This window comes from Pseudomonas sp. D1-1, from assembly GCF_051132225.1.
Classification (GTDB): Bacteria; Pseudomonadota; Gammaproteobacteria; order Pseudomonadales; family Pseudomonadaceae; genus Aquipseudomonas.
The window spans coordinates 5,451,917-5,467,778 of record NZ_CP071676.1; the positions used below are offsets into that span (position 1 = coordinate 5,451,917).

11 protein-coding genes are annotated in these 15,862 nt (G+C 61.9%); 8 read left to right on the plus strand and 3 right to left on the minus strand.

Going from position 1 to position 15,862, the window contains the following annotated elements; genetic code table 11:
- Positions 1–20 precede the first annotated feature (20 nt).
- Both J3P86_RS24630 and J3P86_RS24635 read right to left on the minus strand, forming a co-directional pair.
- The gene (locus tag J3P86_RS24630) at positions 21–1,124 is read right to left on the minus strand and encodes a GlxA family transcriptional regulator (protein ID WP_003177576.1); all 1,104 of its coding nucleotides are present in this window, start codon (positions 1,122–1,124) and stop codon (positions 21–23) included.
- Positions 1,125–1,697: 573 nt separating this feature from the next.
- A complete protein-coding gene (locus J3P86_RS24635; RefSeq protein ID WP_434699043.1) occupies positions 1,698–3,074 on the minus strand; it encodes an L-serine ammonia-lyase in 1,377 nt (458 codons plus the stop codon).
- A 434-nt stretch (positions 3,075–3,508) separates the two neighbouring features.
- Here J3P86_RS24635 and J3P86_RS24640 point away from each other — a divergent pair, with 434 nt between their 5' ends.
- The 3 genes from J3P86_RS24640 (at position 3,509) to choV (ending at position 6,542) form a co-directional block, all read left to right on the plus strand.
- Positions 3,509–4,456 carry a choline ABC transporter substrate-binding protein gene (locus J3P86_RS24640; protein WP_305498281.1) on the plus strand — a complete coding sequence of 316 codons (948 nt, stop codon included), beginning with the start codon at positions 3,509–3,511 and terminating at the stop codon, positions 4,454–4,456.
- A gap of 65 nt (positions 4,457–4,521) precedes the next feature.
- Positions 4,522–5,367 (plus strand): choline ABC transporter permease subunit, encoded by an 846-nt coding sequence (gene choW, locus J3P86_RS24645; RefSeq protein ID WP_305498280.1) that lies wholly within the window; start codon positions 4,522–4,524, stop codon positions 5,365–5,367.
- Complete coding sequence (choV, locus tag J3P86_RS24650) at positions 5,364–6,542, plus strand: choline ABC transporter ATP-binding protein (RefSeq protein WP_434602082.1); 1,179 nt, start codon at positions 5,364–5,366, stop codon at positions 6,540–6,542. Before choW ends, choV begins: the two co-directional genes overlap by 4 nt.
- A 233-nt stretch (positions 6,543–6,775) precedes the next feature.
- Here choV and J3P86_RS24655 read toward each other — a convergent pair whose 3' ends face one another.
- Entirely contained in the window at positions 6,776–8,311 is a 1,536-nt protein-coding gene (locus tag J3P86_RS24655) for a BCCT family transporter (protein ID WP_434631138.1), read from the minus strand.
- A gap of 366 nt (positions 8,312–8,677) precedes the next feature.
- Here J3P86_RS24655 and betI point away from each other — a divergent pair, with 366 nt between their 5' ends.
- The 5 genes from betI to J3P86_RS24680 all read left to right on the plus strand — a co-directional run bounded on the left by betI (position 8,678) and on the right by J3P86_RS24680 (position 15,767).
- The gene (gene betI / locus J3P86_RS24660; protein WP_305498277.1) at positions 8,678–9,298 is read left to right on the plus strand and encodes a transcriptional regulator BetI; all 621 of its coding nucleotides are present in this window, start codon (positions 8,678–8,680) and stop codon (positions 9,296–9,298) included.
- A 79-nt stretch (positions 9,299–9,377) separates the two neighbouring features.
- On the plus strand, positions 9,378–10,850 hold the full coding sequence (gene betB, locus J3P86_RS24665) for a betaine-aldehyde dehydrogenase (RefSeq protein WP_434627506.1): 1,473 nt from the start codon (positions 9,378–9,380) through the stop codon (positions 10,848–10,850).
- A gap of 141 nt (positions 10,851–10,991) precedes the next feature.
- Entirely contained in the window at positions 10,992–12,695 is a 1,704-nt protein-coding gene (gene betA, locus J3P86_RS24670) for a choline dehydrogenase (protein ID WP_434699044.1), read from the plus strand.
- 292 nt (positions 12,696–12,987) lie between these two features.
- Complete coding sequence (locus J3P86_RS24675; RefSeq protein ID WP_434699045.1) at positions 12,988–14,430, plus strand: TldD/PmbA family protein; 1,443 nt, start codon at positions 12,988–12,990, stop codon at positions 14,428–14,430.
- Positions 14,430–15,767 carry a TldD/PmbA family protein gene (locus J3P86_RS24680; RefSeq protein WP_434699046.1) on the plus strand — a complete coding sequence of 446 codons (1,338 nt, stop codon included), beginning with the start codon at positions 14,430–14,432 and terminating at the stop codon, positions 15,765–15,767. Before J3P86_RS24675 ends, J3P86_RS24680 begins: the two co-directional genes overlap by 1 nt.
- Positions 15,768–15,862: the final 95 nt, after the last annotated feature.

Genomic DNA, 15,862 nt, shown 5'->3' on the forward strand with positions numbered 1-15,862 from the left:
GCGATGAAAGCGCTGAGGTCTTAGAGCCTCACACTGGCAAACGTCGACTCGTTGCGCGCCTGGCTCAAGGCCGACAGCGGGCCGGACAATGGCGACAGCACCAGGGCCTGCGGCAACGGCATCATCGCTACCTGCTGCGTAGTGTTGGAACCGACGCGCTCGTCGCGCGGTGGAATGCCGAAGTATTCGCGGTAGCACTTGGAGAAGTGCGGGGTGGAGACGAAGCCGCACACCGAGGCCACTTCGATGATCGACATCGGCGTCTGCTTGAGCAGCTGCCGCGCGCGGATCAGCCGCAGCTTGAGGTAGTAGCGCGACGGCGAACAGTGCAGGTATTTCTGGAACAGGCGCTCGAGCTGACGTCGGGACACGGCGACATACACCGCCAGCTCGTCCAGGTCGATCGGCTCTTCGAGGTTGGCCTCCATCAGTGCGACGATTTCCTGCAACTTCGGCTGGTTGGTGCCGAGCATATGCTTGAGCGGCACGCGCTGGTGATCCTGCTCGTTGCGGATGCGCTCATAGACAAACATTTCCGAGATTGCTGCCGACAGTTCGCGACCGTGATCGCGGCTGATCAAGTGCAGCATCATATCCAGTGGCGCGGTGCCGCCGGAACTGGTGAAGCGATTGCGGTCGAGGGTGAACAGCCGCGTGCTCATCGACACCCGCGGGAAGGCTTCCTGCATGGCTGCCAGGCATTCCCAGTGCACGCTGCAATCGAAACCGTCCAGCAGGCCGGCACAGGCCAGGGCCCAACTGCCGGTGCAGACCGCGCCGAGGCGACGGGACTGCCGGGCCTGGCTTTGCAGCCAGGAGACATGCTCACGAGTAACGGTGCGCTGGATGCCGATGCCGCCGCAGACGATGACGGTGTCGAGGGCCGGCGCTTTGTGCATGGAGGCGTCAGGCGTGATCTGCAGACCGTCACTGGCCCAGACCTGCCCGCCATCGACGGTCAGGGTGGTCCAGCGATACAACTCGCGACCGGACAGCTGGTTGGCCATGCGTAGCGGTTCCACCGCGGACGCCAGGGAAATCAGCGTGAAATTGTCCAGCAGCAAAAAGCCGATGGATTGAGGCGCACGGTTCTGGGGTTGAGCCCCAGAGTTGGACGTCGTCATCGCGGTATCTCCTCACACAAAGCGGGTGATGGCCTCAGGCGGAGGCTCTTGTTATTGCCCATCATTCTCTTGCGTGAGACGGGGCTTTATTAGGACAGAGCAATTGCCATGCCTAAATTTGAATGCGCGTTCAATAAATCCTGAAAACGACATGCCGACCTGTCTATTCAAGGGGCCTGTCAGGGCTGGTTTGAAAGTGCCATCAACGGCCCCAGGCACCTGCCACAGTGGGCTGTGAGCAGATCGGTAGCACTTGTGGTAACTGGGCTGCGCCGCTTGCACGGCGGATGTCACCGCAAGCGCGGGGACGGACGGTAGCGCGGCGGACAATGGCGTGACCGATAAGTCAGGTCTTGTCTGTTTGCGACGCGCCAAAACGTGGCGTGTTTTTGCAGCGGTGTTCATTTTACGAGCGGTTTGTACAATCTTTTGTGGCGAGGGGATTTATCCCCGTTGGGTCGCGAAACGCCCCCCTGCGTTTTTTCTGATGCATCGAGGAGCTCGATTCAGGGGCCGCTTCGCAGCCCAACGGGGATAAATCCCCTCGCCACATGAGTTTGCGCAGGCTTGGGTTCAACACTCCACCGCACTCACCGCCAACCCGCCCCGCGATGTCTCTTTATATTTGTCATGCATGTCGGCGCCGGTGTCACGCATGGTGCGGATCACCCGGTCGAGGGAGATGAAGTGCTGGCCGTCGCCGCGCAGGGCCATTTGGGCGGCGTTGATGGCTTTCACCGCGGCAATCGCGTTGCGCTCGATGCAGGGCACCTGGACCAGGCCGCCGACCGGGTCGCACGTCAGGCCAAGGTTGTGCTCCAGGCCGATTTCCGCGGCGTTGCACAATTGCTCCGGCGTGGCCCCGAGGATTTCCGCCAGGCCCGCCGCCGCCATGGCGCAGGCCGAGCCGACTTCGCCCTGGCAGCCGACTTCGGCGCCGGAGATCGAAGCGTTCTTCTTGCACAAAATCCCCACCGCCGCTGCGCTGAGGAAATAATCCACCACGTTGGCGTCGGTCACCGCTTCGCTGAATTTCATGAAGTAGTGCAGCACCGCCGGAATGATCCCCGCCGCGCCATTGGTCGGCGCCGTGACCATGCGCCCGCCGGCGGCATTTTCCTCGTTGACCGCCAGGGCGAACAGGTTGACCCATTCCATGGCACTCAAGGTCGAGCCGATCACGTTCGGTTTGTTCAGTTCCTGCAGGCTGCGATGCAACTTGGCCGCCCGCCGCCGCACGTTCAGGCCGCCGGGCAGGATGCCTTCGTGCTTGAGGCCTTGCTCAACACAATCCTGCATGGCCCGCCAGAGTTTCATCAGGCCGCTGCGGATCTCTTCCTCGGAGCGCCAGACCTTTTCATTCGCCATCATCAACTCGGCCACCCGCAGGTTGTGGGTGCGGCACAGGGCCAGGAGTTCTTCGGCGCTGGAAAAATCGTACGGCAGTTCGGTACTGTCCAGGTCCACCACGCCGCTGGAAGCCTGGGCCTGGTCAACAACAAAACCTCCGCCGATGGAATAGTAGGTGTCGCGGTGCAATTCGCCGCTGGCGCCTTCAGCAATCAAGGTCATCGCGTTAGGGTGGAACGGCAGGTTCTCGTCGATCAGGCGCATGTCGCGCGGCCATACAAAAGGCACCGGCAGACGCCCATCCAGCAATAAGGTCCCGGTTTCGCGCAGCAGTTCGATGCGCGTGCCGATCTGCGACGGGTCGATCGCGTCAGGCCATTCGCCCATCAGCCCCATGATCGTGGCGTTGTCGCTGCCATGGCCGATGCCGGTCGCCGACAGCGAACCGTACAACTGCACCTCGACCCGGCGCACATCGTGCAGCAGCGCCTTCGCCCGCAGCGCTTCAACGAACAGCGCCGCGGCGCGCATGGGGCCCACGGTATGGGAACTGGACGGGCCGATACCGATCTTGAACAGGTCGAACACGCTGATTGCCATGCCTTGGATCTCCAGAACGGTCACATCCGGGCGCAGGAGCGCCCGGTGGCGGAGCTGCTACGCTCAACGCCGGGATGGCCGCATCATCCGGCTTTTGAATCGGCTTTCGACGTCTGACACCGACGCAATCATGCCCAGCAGCGCCGCGCCCTTGTCGCCCAGGTTTTACGACGTTTTTTTGCGTGTCAGAAGCCAGCCGGGGGCGGAAAAAATCTGTAAACGACGTCACCAACACTGGATGCGACCCTCCCTGTACTGGATACGACGCACCCTGTAGGCGTCGGATTTGCACTGGTACATGATCGGTTACGGCTCGTTTGCAAGGCCGCGTGTCACCCAGGGTGCCCACGCGCCACCAACCGCAACATTAAAAAAGCAAAAAAGCGCGGTTGTCCCCGACCGGACACTGCCGATAAAACACCAGGAGTCCACCCATGAAAGGTTCCAAGCCGTTGTTGTTGGCCGCCATGCTGAGTCTTCCGATGCTGGCCAACGCTGCAGAGCCCGCTCAGTGCAGCACCGTCAACTTCTCCGATGTCGGCTGGACGGACATCACCGTTACCACCGCTACCACCAGCGTCGTGCTCGACGCCCTCGGCTACAAGACCAAGACCACCATGATCTCCGTACCAGTGACCTACAAATCCCTGGCCGACGGCAAGAACATGGACGTTTTCCTCGGCAACTGGATGCCGACCATGGAAAACGACATCAAGGCCTACCGCGAAGCCGGCACCGTGGAAACCGTGCGCGCCAACCTGGAGAACGCCAAGTACACCCTGGCCGTCCCCGAAGAGCTGTATGAAAAGGGTCTGAAGGATTTCGCCGACATCGCCAAGTTCAAGAAGGAACTGGACGGCAAGATCTACGGCATCGAACCGGGCAACGACGGCAACCGCTTGATCCAGAGCATGATCGACAAGAACGCCTTCGGTCTCAAGGACGCTGGCTTCAAGGTCGTCGAATCCAGCGAAGCCGGCATGCTGTCGCAGGTCGATCGCGCCCAGCGTCGTAACACCGCCGTGGTGTTCCTGGGCTGGGAACCGCACCCGATGAACACCCGCTTCAAGATGAAATACCTCACCGGTGGCGATGAATTCTTCGGTCCGAACTTCGGCCAGGCAACCATCTACACCAACACGCGCAAGGGCTACGCCCAGGAATGCGGCAACGTCGGCCAACTGCTGAAAAACCTGGTCTTCACCCTCGACATGGAAAGCACGCTGATGGGCAACGTGCTGGACGACAAGATGAAGCCTGAAGCCGCCGCCAAGGCCTGGCTGAAGAAAAACCCACAGGTGCTCGACACCTGGCTCGCCGGCGTCACCACCATTGACGGTAAACCTGGCCTGGAGGCCGTGAAAGCCAAGCTCGCGCAGTAAAAGCTTATGCCGGGCGAGTTCACTCGCCCGGGCTGTTTATTCCTTGCATGCGGAAGTTCACTACCATGCTTATTGATCAGAAAATACCCTTGGGCCAGTACATCGCGGGCTTTGTCGAATGGTTGACGCAAAACGGCGCCAACACTTTCGATGCCATTGCGATGTTTCTGGAAACGATGATTCACGGCGTGACGTTTGCGCTGACCTGGTTCAATCCCCTGGCCCTGATCGGCCTCATTGCCCTGCTGGCGCATTTTATCCAGCGCAAATGGGGCCTGACCGTTTTTGTCATCGCCTCGTTCCTGCTGATCCTCAACCTGGGTTACTGGCAGGAAACCATGGAAACCCTCGCCCAGGTGCTGTTCGCGACCCTGGTCTGCGTGCTGATCGGCGTGCCGCTGGGCATTGTTGCCGCGCACAAGCCGATGTTCTACACCATGATGCGTCCGGTGCTCGATCTGATGCAGACCGTACCGACCTTCGTTTACCTCATTCCTACCCTGACCCTCTTCGGTCTGGGTGTGGTCCCGGGCCTGATCTCCACGGTGGTGTTCGCCATTGCCGCGCCCATCCGCCTGACCTACCTGGGCATCCGCGACGTTCCGGACGAACTGATGGACGCCGGCAAAGCCTTCGGCTGCTCCCGTCGCCAACTCCTCTCACGCATTGAATTGCCCCATGCCATGCCGAGCATCGCCGCCGGCATTACCCAATGCATCATGCTGTCGCTGTCGATGGTGGTCATTGCGGCGCTGGTCGGTGCCGACGGCCTGGGCAAACCCGTGGTCAACGCACTGAACACCGCCGATATCGCCCTGGGCTTCGAAGCCGGCCTGGCGATCGTATTGCTGGCGATCATGCTCGACCGAATCTGCAAACAACCCGACGCCAAAGTAGGGGGTGACGCATGAGCATAATCCGCTTCGAAGAGGTCGACGTGATCTTCTCCAAAGATCCACGCGAAGCCCTCAAGCTGCTCGACAAGGGCATGACCCGCAACGAAATCCTGAAGCAGACCGGGCAGATCGTCGGCGTGGAAAAGGCCAGCCTGGATGTCGAAAAAGGCGAGATCTGCGTACTGATGGGCCTCTCCGGCTCCGGCAAGTCGAGCCTGTTGCGCTGCATCAACGGTTTGAACACAGTGAGTCGCGGCAAACTGTTCGTCGAACACGAAGGCCGTCAGATCGACATCGCCTCCTGCACCCCCGCCGAGTTGAAGATGATGCGCACCAAGCGCATCGCCATGGTCTTCCAGAAATTTGCCCTGATGCCCTGGCTGACAGTGCGCGAGAACATCAGCTTCGGCCTGGAAATGCAGGGCCGCCCGGAGAAGGAACGCAAGAAGCTGGTGGATGAAAAGCTGGAGCTGGTGGGCCTGACCCAGTGGCGCAACAAGAAGCCCGACGAGCTGTCCGGCGGCATGCAACAACGGGTCGGCCTGGCCCGCGCCCTGGCGATGGACGCCGATATCCTGCTCATGGACGAACCCTTCTCGGCCCTCGACCCGCTGATCCGCCAAGGCCTGCAGGACGAACTGCTGGAGCTGCAGCGCAAGCTGAGCAAGACCATCGTATTCGTCAGCCATGACCTCGACGAGGCCCTGAAACTGGGCAGCCGCATCGCGATCATGAAAGACGGCCGCATCATCCAGTACAGCAAGCCGGAACAGATCGTGCTGAACCCGGCGGATGACTATGTGCGCACCTTTGTCGCCCATACCAACCCGCTCAACGTGCTCTGCGGCCGCAGCCTGATGCGCACCCTGGACAACTGCAAGCGCATCAACGGTTCCGTGTGCCTGGACCCGGGCGGCGATTCCTGGCTCGACCTGGCCGAAGGCAACACCATCAAGGGCGCCCGCCAGAACGGCGCCGCGCTGGACTTGCAAAACTGGGCACCGGGCCAGGCCGTCGAGGGCCTCGGCCGCCGTCCGACTCTGGTGGACTCCAGCATCGGCATGCGCGACGCCTTGCAGATCCGCTACCAGACCGGCAACAAGCTGGTGCTCCACGATAACCAGAAGGTCGTCGGGATCCTCGGCGACAGCGAGCTGTACCACGCGCTGCTAGGCAAGAACCTGGGCTGAGTCCGGGCACACAAAAACGCCGCGAGATGATCGCGGCGTTTTTGTTTGTGCAGGAACAAGAATTGAAACGCTCTTGTGGTGAGGGGATTTATCCCCGCTGGAGTGCGAAGCACTCCCAGAGCCAGGCAACTCGGAGTGTCAAATCAGATTGAGTCGCTGCTATTGGGGCCGCTTCGCAGCCCAGCGGGGATAAATCCCCTCGCCACAACAGTGTTTACAACTATCGAACGGGGTCAGTTATAGACCCGCCCCACCCCCGCCAACTCCGCCCGCTCCTGCTCAACCCGCACATCCTCGCGCATGGCCTTGTGCAGGCCGAACATGAAGAATACCAGCACCACCGAGAACGGCAGCCCGGCCAGCACGACCATGGTTTGCATCGCCTCGAAGTTACCGGCAAACAACAGGCCGATGGTCACCAGCGTGATCACCACCGACCAGAAGATCCGCAACCAGTGGGGGGCATCTTCATCGACATTGCCGCCCGTGCACGAGAGATTGGCCATCATCACCGCGCCGGAGTCCGCCGGAGTCAGGAACAGCACAAAACCGACAAAGATCGACACGCCGATCACCACTTTCGACGCCGGGTAATATTCCAACAGCTGATAGATCGACATCGACGGCTGCGTCAGTGCGGTCTTGCCCAGCTCCACCGCACCGTGGTTCATCACCAGATCCAGCGCCGAATTACCGAAAATCGACAGCCAGGCCAAGGTAAAGCCCAGGGGAATCAGGAGCACACCGGCCACCAGCTCGCGCACGGTGCGGCCACGGGAAATCCGCGCGATGAACATGCCGACAAATGGCGCCCAGGAAATCCACCAGGCCCAGTAGAACAGCGTCCACAGGCCCATCCAGCGGCCCGACTTGGCGTTGTCGTCCGCATACACGTACAGGTCGAACGTCTTGAGCACAACGCCGTTGAGGTAGTCGCCAATGTTCTGCACGAAGCCATTGAGCAAGTGCAGCGTGGGCCCGCACAGCAAGACGAAGATCAGCAAACCGCTGAACAGCACGATGTTCAGGTTGGATAGCCGGCGGATGCCGTTCTCCACGCCGGATACGGCGGCGATGGTCGCCACGCTGCTCATCACGATGATCACGATCAGCAGGTTGGTGTTGCTGTGCTCCATGCCAAACAGGTTTTCCAGCCCGGAGGCGACTTGCAGCGAACCGATCCCCAGGTTGGTCACCAGCCCCAGCAACGTCACGAACATGCCGAAGCCATCCACCGCATGACCGGCCGCGCCCTTGACCCAGCGTTCGCCCATCAGCGGATACAAGGCCGAACGCAGCGCCAGCGGCTGGTTGTGCCGGTAGGCGAAATAGGCCACGGCCAGGCCCACAAGGGCGTAGATCGCCCAGCCGTGCAGGCCCCAATGCAAAAACGTCAGCTGCACCGCCTGGCGCGCAGCCTGGTTGCTACCGGCGACGCCTTCGGGCGGGTTGAAAAAATGGTCCAGTGGCTCGGATGCGCCAAAGTACAACAGCGAAATGCCGATGCCCGAGGAAAACAGCATCCCGGCCCAGGCGCCATAACTGAAGTCCGGCGTGTCGTCCTTGCTGCCCAGCTTGAGCTTGCCATAGGAAGAAAACGCCAGGCCGACCACAAAGACCAGGTAAGCGGCGATGACCACCATGTAGTACCAGCCGAAGCTGCGCGATAGCCACGCCTGGGCAATGCCGAGCAACCGGCCGGCCTCCTGCGGGGCGATGATCAGGGTGGCCGTCAACAACAGAATCAGCGCGGTGGAGGTGTAGAACACCCAACCGTTGACCGTCACCTTCTGCGGCGGGGTCTTTATTAGCAAGGCAGAACTCATTGCACGGATGCTCCAGGCAGTGCGAGAGAAGGACTAGGCAACGCAATACCCGCCCGATCGATGAGTTGGCAGCCGACCGGCGGGTGTTATAAAGACACCCTGGAAGCCCTTGCCCCCGCGATGCGCGGGTGTGAGGGCCCTTGATGTCCGTTTATTTACGCCGTTTACGCGTAGGAAATTTCGTAAATCGCGACGATTTGTCGCAGAGCTTATTCTTTGTTGATTGAACGTTCAATCAAAACAAAATAGACTGGCCCTCATGAAGGCAGGCGAAGACTCGTCCGCCCGATGGCCTAAGGAGATGTGCAGATGCCCAAGGTCGGTATGCAACCCATCCGCCGCCAGCAGTTGATCGAAGCCACTTTGCAGGCTGTCGACCAGGTCGGAATGGGGGACGCCAGCATTGCGCTGATCGCCCGTTTGGCCGGCGTTTCGAACGGCATCATCAGTCACTACTTTCAGGACAAGAATGGCCTGATCGCGGCCACGGCCCAGTACCTGATGAGTGTCTTGAGCGAGAACGTCACCGCGCGGCGTCAAGCGCTGACGGATCCAAGCCCGCGAGCTCACCTGAAGGTGATCATCGAAGGCAATTTCGACGCCAGCCAGGTCAACGGGCCGGCAATGAAAACCTGGCTGGCCTTCTGGGCCACCAGCATGCATCACCCGTCATTGCACAGGTTGCAGCGGATCAACGATCACCGTCTGTATTCCAACCTGTGTTGCCAGTTCCGCCGCGTCTTGCCCGTTGACCAGGCACGCAGCGCGGCACGGGGCCTGGCCGCTCTGATTGACGGTTTGTGGCTGCGCGGGGCGCTGTCGGGAGACGCGTTCGATACCGCCCAGGCACACCAGATCGCTTACGAATACATGGATTTCCAACTGGCCAAGGCAGGAGCGCCAGAGCACACAGAACCGCTCGACTCCTGAACCGTCACCGCAGCGCGTAGTCAGCTATAAACGACACGCTCGGTGGCCAGCCAACCACTCATGCACTTGCGAGGACTTTATGGCCCGTTTCGAACTGCAAAAACTCTACATCGATGGCGCGTACAGCGATGCCAGCGGCGACGCCACTTTCGAAGCCATCAACCCGGCCAACGGTGAAGTACTCGCCCTGGTGCAGCGCGCGACGTTCGAGGACGTCGAGCGCGCCGTGGTCAGCGCCGAAAAGGGCCAGAAAATCTGGGCCGCGATGACCGCCATGCAGCGCTCGCGCATCCTGCGCCGCGCCGTCGACATCCTGCGCGAACGCAACGATGAACTGGCCGCCTTGGAAACCCTGGACACCGGCAAATCCTTCTCCGAAACCAAATACGTCGACATCGTCACTGGTGCCGACGTGCTGGAATATTACGCCGGCCTGGTGCCCGCCATCGAAGGCGAGCAGGTTCCGCTGCGCAGCACTTCGTTCATCTATACCCGTCGCGAGCCCCTGGGCGTGGTCGCTGGTATCGGCGCGTGGAACTACCCGATCCAGATTGCCTTGTGGAAGTCCGCCCCGGCCCTGGCAGCCGGCAACGCGATGATCTTCAAGCCCAGCGAAGTGACCTCGCTGACCACCCTGAAACTGGCCGAGATCTACACCGAGGCCGGTGTTCCAGCGGGCGTGTTCAACGTGCTGACCGGCAGTGGCCGGGAAGTCGGCACCTGGCTGACCGAGCACCCGCGCATCGAGAAAATCTCCTTCACCGGCGGCACCGACACCGGCAAGAAAGTCATGGCCAGCGCTTCGAGTTCTTCGCTCAAGGACGTGACCATGGAGCTGGGCGGTAAGTCGCCGCTGATCATCTTCGACGACGCCGACCTGGATCGCGCCGCCGACACCGCGATGATGGCCAACTTCTACAGCTCCGGCCAGGTCTGCACCAACGGCACCCGCGTGTTCGTGCCGAGCCATCTGAAGGCAGCGTTCGAAGCCAAGATCGCCGAACGCGTGGCGCGCATCCGCATCGGCAATCCGGAAGACGAAAACACCAACTTCGGCCCGCTGGTGAGCTTCGCCCACATGGAAAGCGTGCTGGGCTACATCGAGAAGGGCAAGGCCGAGGGCGCGCGCCTGTTGTGTGGCGGCGGTCGCCTGACCGAGGGCGATCTGGCCAAGGGCGCATTCGTCGCACCGACCGTATTCACCGATTGCACCGATGACATGACCATCGTGCGTGAAGAAATCTTCGGCCCGGTGATGAGCATCCTCACCTACGACACCGAAGAAGAAGTGATCCGCCGCGCCAACGATACTGACTTCGGCCTGGCCGCCGGCGTCGTGACCCGCGACCTGAACCGCGCCCACCGCGTGATCCATCAGCTCGAAGCAGGCATCTGCTGGATCAACGCCTGGGGCGAGTCCGCGGCGGAAATGCCGGTCGGTGGCTACAAGCAATCGGGCGTGGGCCGCGAGAACGGCATCAGCTCGCTGACCAACTACACGCGCATCAAATCGGTACAGGTCGAAATGGGCGATTACACGTCGGTGTTCTAAACCTGCGTCGCCTCTGCGGCCGCCATCGCGAGCAAGCTCGCTCCCACAGGAGTTCCCATTCCAATGTGGGAGCGAGCTTGCTCGCGATCGAGTGCGAAGCACTCGCCAGGCCTGAACCCAATTCAAAAGAGGGTGCATTTCATGTCCCAAGAATTCGATTACATCATCATCGGTGCCGGCTCGGCCGGTAACACCCTGGCCACCCGCCTGACCGAAGACGAAGGCGTCACCGTGCTGCTGCTCGAAGCCGGCGGCCCGGACTATCGCCTGGACTTCCGCACGCAAATGCCCGCCGCCCTGGCGTTCCCGCTGCAAGGCCGGCGCTACAACTGGGCCTACGAGACCGACCCGGAGCCGCACATGAACGGCCGCCGCATGGAGTGCGGTCGCGGCAAGGGCCTGGGCGGTTCTTCGCTGATCAACGGCATGTGCTACATCCGCGGCAACGCCCTGGACTATGACAACTGGGCCAAGCTGCCAGGCCTGGAAGACTGGACCTACCTCGACTGCCTGCCGTATTTCCGTAAAGCCGAAACCCGCGACATCGGCCCGAACGACTACCACGGCGGCGACGGTCCGGTCAGCGTGACCACGCCCAAGCCCGGCAACAACCCGTTGTTCCACGCCATGGTCGAAGCCGGCGTGCAAGCCGGTTATCCACGTACCGAAGACCTCAACGGCTACCAGCAGGAAGGCTTCGGTCCGATGGATCGCACCGTGACGCCCAATGGCCGTCGCGCCAGTACCGCGCGCGGTTACCTGGACATCGCCAAGAAGCGCTCCACCCTGACCATCGTCACCCACGCCCTGACCGACAAGATCCTGTTCGAAGGCAAGCGTGCGGTCGGCGTGCGTTACCTGGTGGGCGCCGCTGAAGAGCGCGTCGAAGCGCGGGCCCGCAAGGAAGTGCTGCTGTGCTCCGGCGCCATCGCTTCGCCGCAGATCCTGCAACGCTCCGGCGTCGGTCCGGCAAAACTGCTCGAAAGCCTCGACATCCCGGTGGTCCACGACCTGCCGGGCGTTGGTGAAAACCTCCAGGACCACCTGGAGCTGTACCTGCAATACGCTTGCACCCAGCCGGTTTCGCTGTACCCGTCGCTGCTCTGGTACAACCAGCCGGCCATCGGTGCCGAGTGGCTATTCAACGGCACCGGCATCGGCGCCAGCAACCAGTTCGAGGCCGGCGGTTTCATCCGCACCCGCCCGGACTTCGAATGGCCGAACATCCAGTACCACTTCCTGCCGGTGGCGATCAATTACAACGGCAGTAATGGCGTGAAGGAACACGGCTTCCAGGCGCACATGGGCTCCATGCGTTCGCCGAGCCGTGGCCGTATCCAGGCCAAGTCCAAGGACCCGCGCCAGCACCCGAGCATCCTTTTCAACTACATGGCCACCGAACAGGACTGGCAGGAATTTCGCGATGGTATCCGCCTGACGCGCGAGATCATGCAACAGCCGGCGCTCGACCCGTTCCGCGGCCGCGAGATCAGCCCGGGCATCGAGGTGCAGACCGACGAGCAACTGGACCAGTTCATCCGCGAGCACGCCGAAACCGCGTTCCACCCGTCCTGCTCGTGCAAGATGGGCACCGACGACATGGCGGTGGTCGATGACGAAGGCCGTGTGCATGGCATGCAAGGCCTGCGGGTAGTCGATGCCTCGATCATGCCGATCATCACCACCGGCAACCTGAACGCGCCGACGATCATGATGGCCGAGAAAATCGCCGACAGGATCCGCGGCCGCAAGCCCCTGCCGCGCAGTACCGCGCCGTACTATGTGGCCGGCGATGCGCCGGTGCGTGGCAAGCCTCTGCGTGAAGTGGCGACTGCCGCCCAGTAAGGTTCAAGACCCAGGCGCGGCCTTCGTCGGATCGCCGCCCGGAGCAGGCTCGCTCCCACAAAGGTTTGGTGGTGGACACAGGCTTTGTGACCACTGAAAACCTACTGTGGGAGCGAGCCTGCTCCGGGCGGCGATCCGACGAAGGGGCCAGCCCATTCAGAATATTTCTCTGACTGCCACACCGCAAAATCCCCATCTGCCTTGATCCATCCCCCACCCCAGGCCTACTCTAGAGCCGCCCGCGTCAACGCGCCGCACCTCGCTGCATCGTCACTCCAGACAAGGAGGTTTCATGTTCGATTTCCATCCCCAGCTCAAGCAGCGGTTTGCTGCATTGCGCACGGGCGCTGAATTCTTTTCCCTGCGTTACGTCCGAGAGTCCGGTCAGCACCTGTCGGTGCGCAAGAATGTCGCCGAGCCGCCCAGCCTGAGCCGCGACGAAGGTGCGATGCTCACCGTGCGGGTCAATGGCGTCGAAGCCTATGCGGCCACCAACGATTTGTCCCAGGCCGGCCTGCAAGCGGCGCTCGAACGCGCCGAGCAACAGGCCCGCCGGCTCAAGCCCCACGCTTTGCTCGACTTGCGCGAGCAGCCGGTCTCCAGCGACCGCGCCGATTATTTCTCACCGCACTTCGACCAGGCGTTCCCTCCACTGAGCGATTGCTACCAACTGCTCGGCGACGAATCGGCAGCGGTGCCAACGGACGAGCGCCTGGTGAACTGGCAGGCCAGCATCGGCCTGACCCAGGTCGAACAGATCTACCTCAACAGCGCCGGCGCCGAACTGCGCCAGGCCCAGCGCTTCATCTACCCGGCCCTGGACGTCACCGCCTTCGACGGGCACGACAGCCAGACGCGCACCCTGGGCCGCGAGAACTTCGGTCAGCAGGGCGGCTTCGATGTGATCAACCGCTGCGGCCTGATCGGTGCCGGGCCGAAGATCGCCGACCAAGCCCTGCAATTGCTGATGGCGCCAAACACCCCGCAAGGCCCACGCGACCTGTTGCTGATGCCCGACCAGATGATGCTGCAGATTCACGAATCCATCGGTCACCCGCTGGAACTGGACCGCATCCTCGGCGACGAGCGCAATTACGCCGGCACCAGTTTCGTCAAGACCAGCGATTTCGGACACCTGCAATACGGCTCCAACCTGCTGAACGTGACGTTCGACCCGGACATCCCGGAAGAACTGGCCAGCTACAGCCATGACGACGACGGCAGCGCTGCCAGCAAACAGTTCCTGATCCGCGAAGGCTTGCTGTTGCGCCCACTGGGCGGTGCGCTGTCGCAGTTCCGCGCCGGCCTCGACGGGGTCGCCAACAGCCGCGCCTGCAGTTGGAATCGTCCGCCCATCGACCGCATGGCAAACCTGAACATCGAGCCCGGCGACCAATCCCTGGAGCAACTGATCCAAGGCATCGAGCACGGCGTGCTGATGCGCACCAACCGCTCCTGGTCCATCGATGACGCCCGTAACAAATTCCAGTTTGGCTGCGAATGGGGCCAGTTGATCGAAGACGGCGAGCTCAAGGGCGTGGTGAAAAATCCGAACTACCGGGGCATTTCCGCGCAGTTCTGGAAAAGCTTGAGGGCCGTGGGCGACGCCAGCACTTCCCAGGTCCTCGGCACGCCGAACTGTGGCAAGGGTGAACCGAACCAGGTCATCCGCGTCGGCCATGCTTCGCCGGCCTGCGTGTTCAGCAACGTTGACGTATTTGGGGGAGATGCCTGATGAGCACCGTCACTAATGAGGCCGGGGCGTTCAAGGCGTTGGTCGATTGGCTGCGCAATGCGTTGCGCGAACCCGAACAGTTCACCCTCGGCTATGCCGCCGAGTCTTCGGCTTTCGTGCGCTTCAACCACGGCAAGGTTCGCCAGGCCGGGCAGGTCCAACAGGCCAATATCAACCTCAAGCTGATCAACGACGGCCGCCATGCCGACTTGCAGATCACCTTGTCCGGCGACACCGAGACCGATCTGCAACGCCTGGGCGAAGGCCTGCAACAGCTGCGCGAGACGTTGCCGTTGCTGCCCGCCGATCCCTACTTGATGCTCAACCACAACCACTGGCAGAGCAACAATGTGCAGGATCACCCATTGCCCGAGACGGAGCAGGCGGTCGGCGAAATCACCCGGGCCGCAGAAGGCCTGGACCTGGTGGGGTTCTATGCGGCCGGGCCGATCAGCCGGGGCTTCGCCAGTTCCTCGGGTGCCTTCGGCTGGCATCAGGCCAACAGTTTCAATTTCGACTTCAGCTTGTTCCATGAGAACGGTCAGGCCGTGAAGGCCAGTTATGCAGGCCACGCCTGGAGCAGCGAAGGGTTCGCCCAACGTTTCGAACAGGCACGCGAACAGCTGCAATTCCTCGGCCGACCACTGCGTACGCTGCCGCCCGGTGAATACCGCGCCTACCTGGCGCCAGCCGCGCTGGAAGAAATCATGGGCATGCTCAGTTGGGGCGGGTTCTCGGCCCGTGCAATCGCCAGCAAGCAAAGCCCGCTGCAGAAGTTCTACGCCGGCGAAGCCCACTTCAGCCCCAACGTGTGGTTGACGGAGCAGGTCAGCGGCTCCCTGAGCCCGGCATTTTCCGACGAAGGTTATCCTCGCGATGACCTCGGGCTGATTGCCAAGGGCACGGCCAACGCACGGCTGGTCAATTCCCGCAGCGCCGCCGAATACGGTCTTACCGCCAACGGCGCCAGCAGCTATGAATACCCTACCGCGCTGGAAATGAAAGAGGGTCATCTGGCGCTAAGGCACGTTCTCGAAGAACTCGGCACCGGCTTGTACATCAGCAACCTCTGGTACCTGAACTACTCGGACCAACCGGCGGCGCGCCTGACCGGCATGACCCGTTTCGCCACGTTCTGGGTCGAGGATGGCCAGATCCAGGCACCGGTGAGCACCATGCGTTTCGACGACAGCGTCTACAGCCTGCTCGGCTCGCAACTCGAAGGCCTGACGCGGGAGCGGGAACTTCTGCTTTCGGCCAGTACCTACAGCCAGCGGGCCACGGCTTCGATGCTGCTGCCGGGGGCGTTGGTGAAGAGGCTCACGCTGACGCTATAACTCGCAGATCCCGTGGCGAGGGAGCTTGCTCCCGCTCGGCTGCGAAGCAGTCGCAACCCAGGCGGCGCGATATTTCAGGCACACCGTGTTCACCG

Bases quoted from the DNA above. Each gene is read 5' to 3' on its own strand.
- J3P86_RS24630 (WP_003177576.1), bottom strand. From the start codon at position 1,124: ATGACGACGTCCAACTCTGGGGCTCAACCCCAGAACCGTGCGCCTCAA.
- J3P86_RS24635 (WP_434699043.1), bottom strand. From the start codon at position 3,074: ATGGCAATCAGCGTGTTCGACCTGTTCAAGATCGGTATCGGCCCGTCC.
- J3P86_RS24640 (WP_305498281.1), top strand. From the start codon at position 3,509: ATGAAAGGTTCCAAGCCGTTGTTGTTGGCCGCCATGCTGAGTCTTCCG.
- choW (WP_305498280.1), top strand. From the start codon at position 4,522: ATGCTTATTGATCAGAAAATACCCTTGGGCCAGTACATCGCGGGCTTT.
- choV (WP_434602082.1), top strand. From the start codon at position 5,364: ATGAGCATAATCCGCTTCGAAGAGGTCGACGTGATCTTCTCCAAAGAT.
- betI (WP_305498277.1), top strand. From the start codon at position 8,678: ATGCCCAAGGTCGGTATGCAACCCATCCGCCGCCAGCAGTTGATCGAA.
- betB (WP_434627506.1), top strand. From the start codon at position 9,378: ATGGCCCGTTTCGAACTGCAAAAACTCTACATCGATGGCGCGTACAGC.
- betA (WP_434699044.1), top strand. From the start codon at position 10,992: ATGTCCCAAGAATTCGATTACATCATCATCGGTGCCGGCTCGGCCGGT.
- J3P86_RS24675 (WP_434699045.1), top strand. From the start codon at position 12,988: ATGTTCGATTTCCATCCCCAGCTCAAGCAGCGGTTTGCTGCATTGCGC.
- J3P86_RS24680 (WP_434699046.1), top strand. From the start codon at position 14,430: ATGAGCACCGTCACTAATGAGGCCGGGGCGTTCAAGGCGTTGGTCGAT.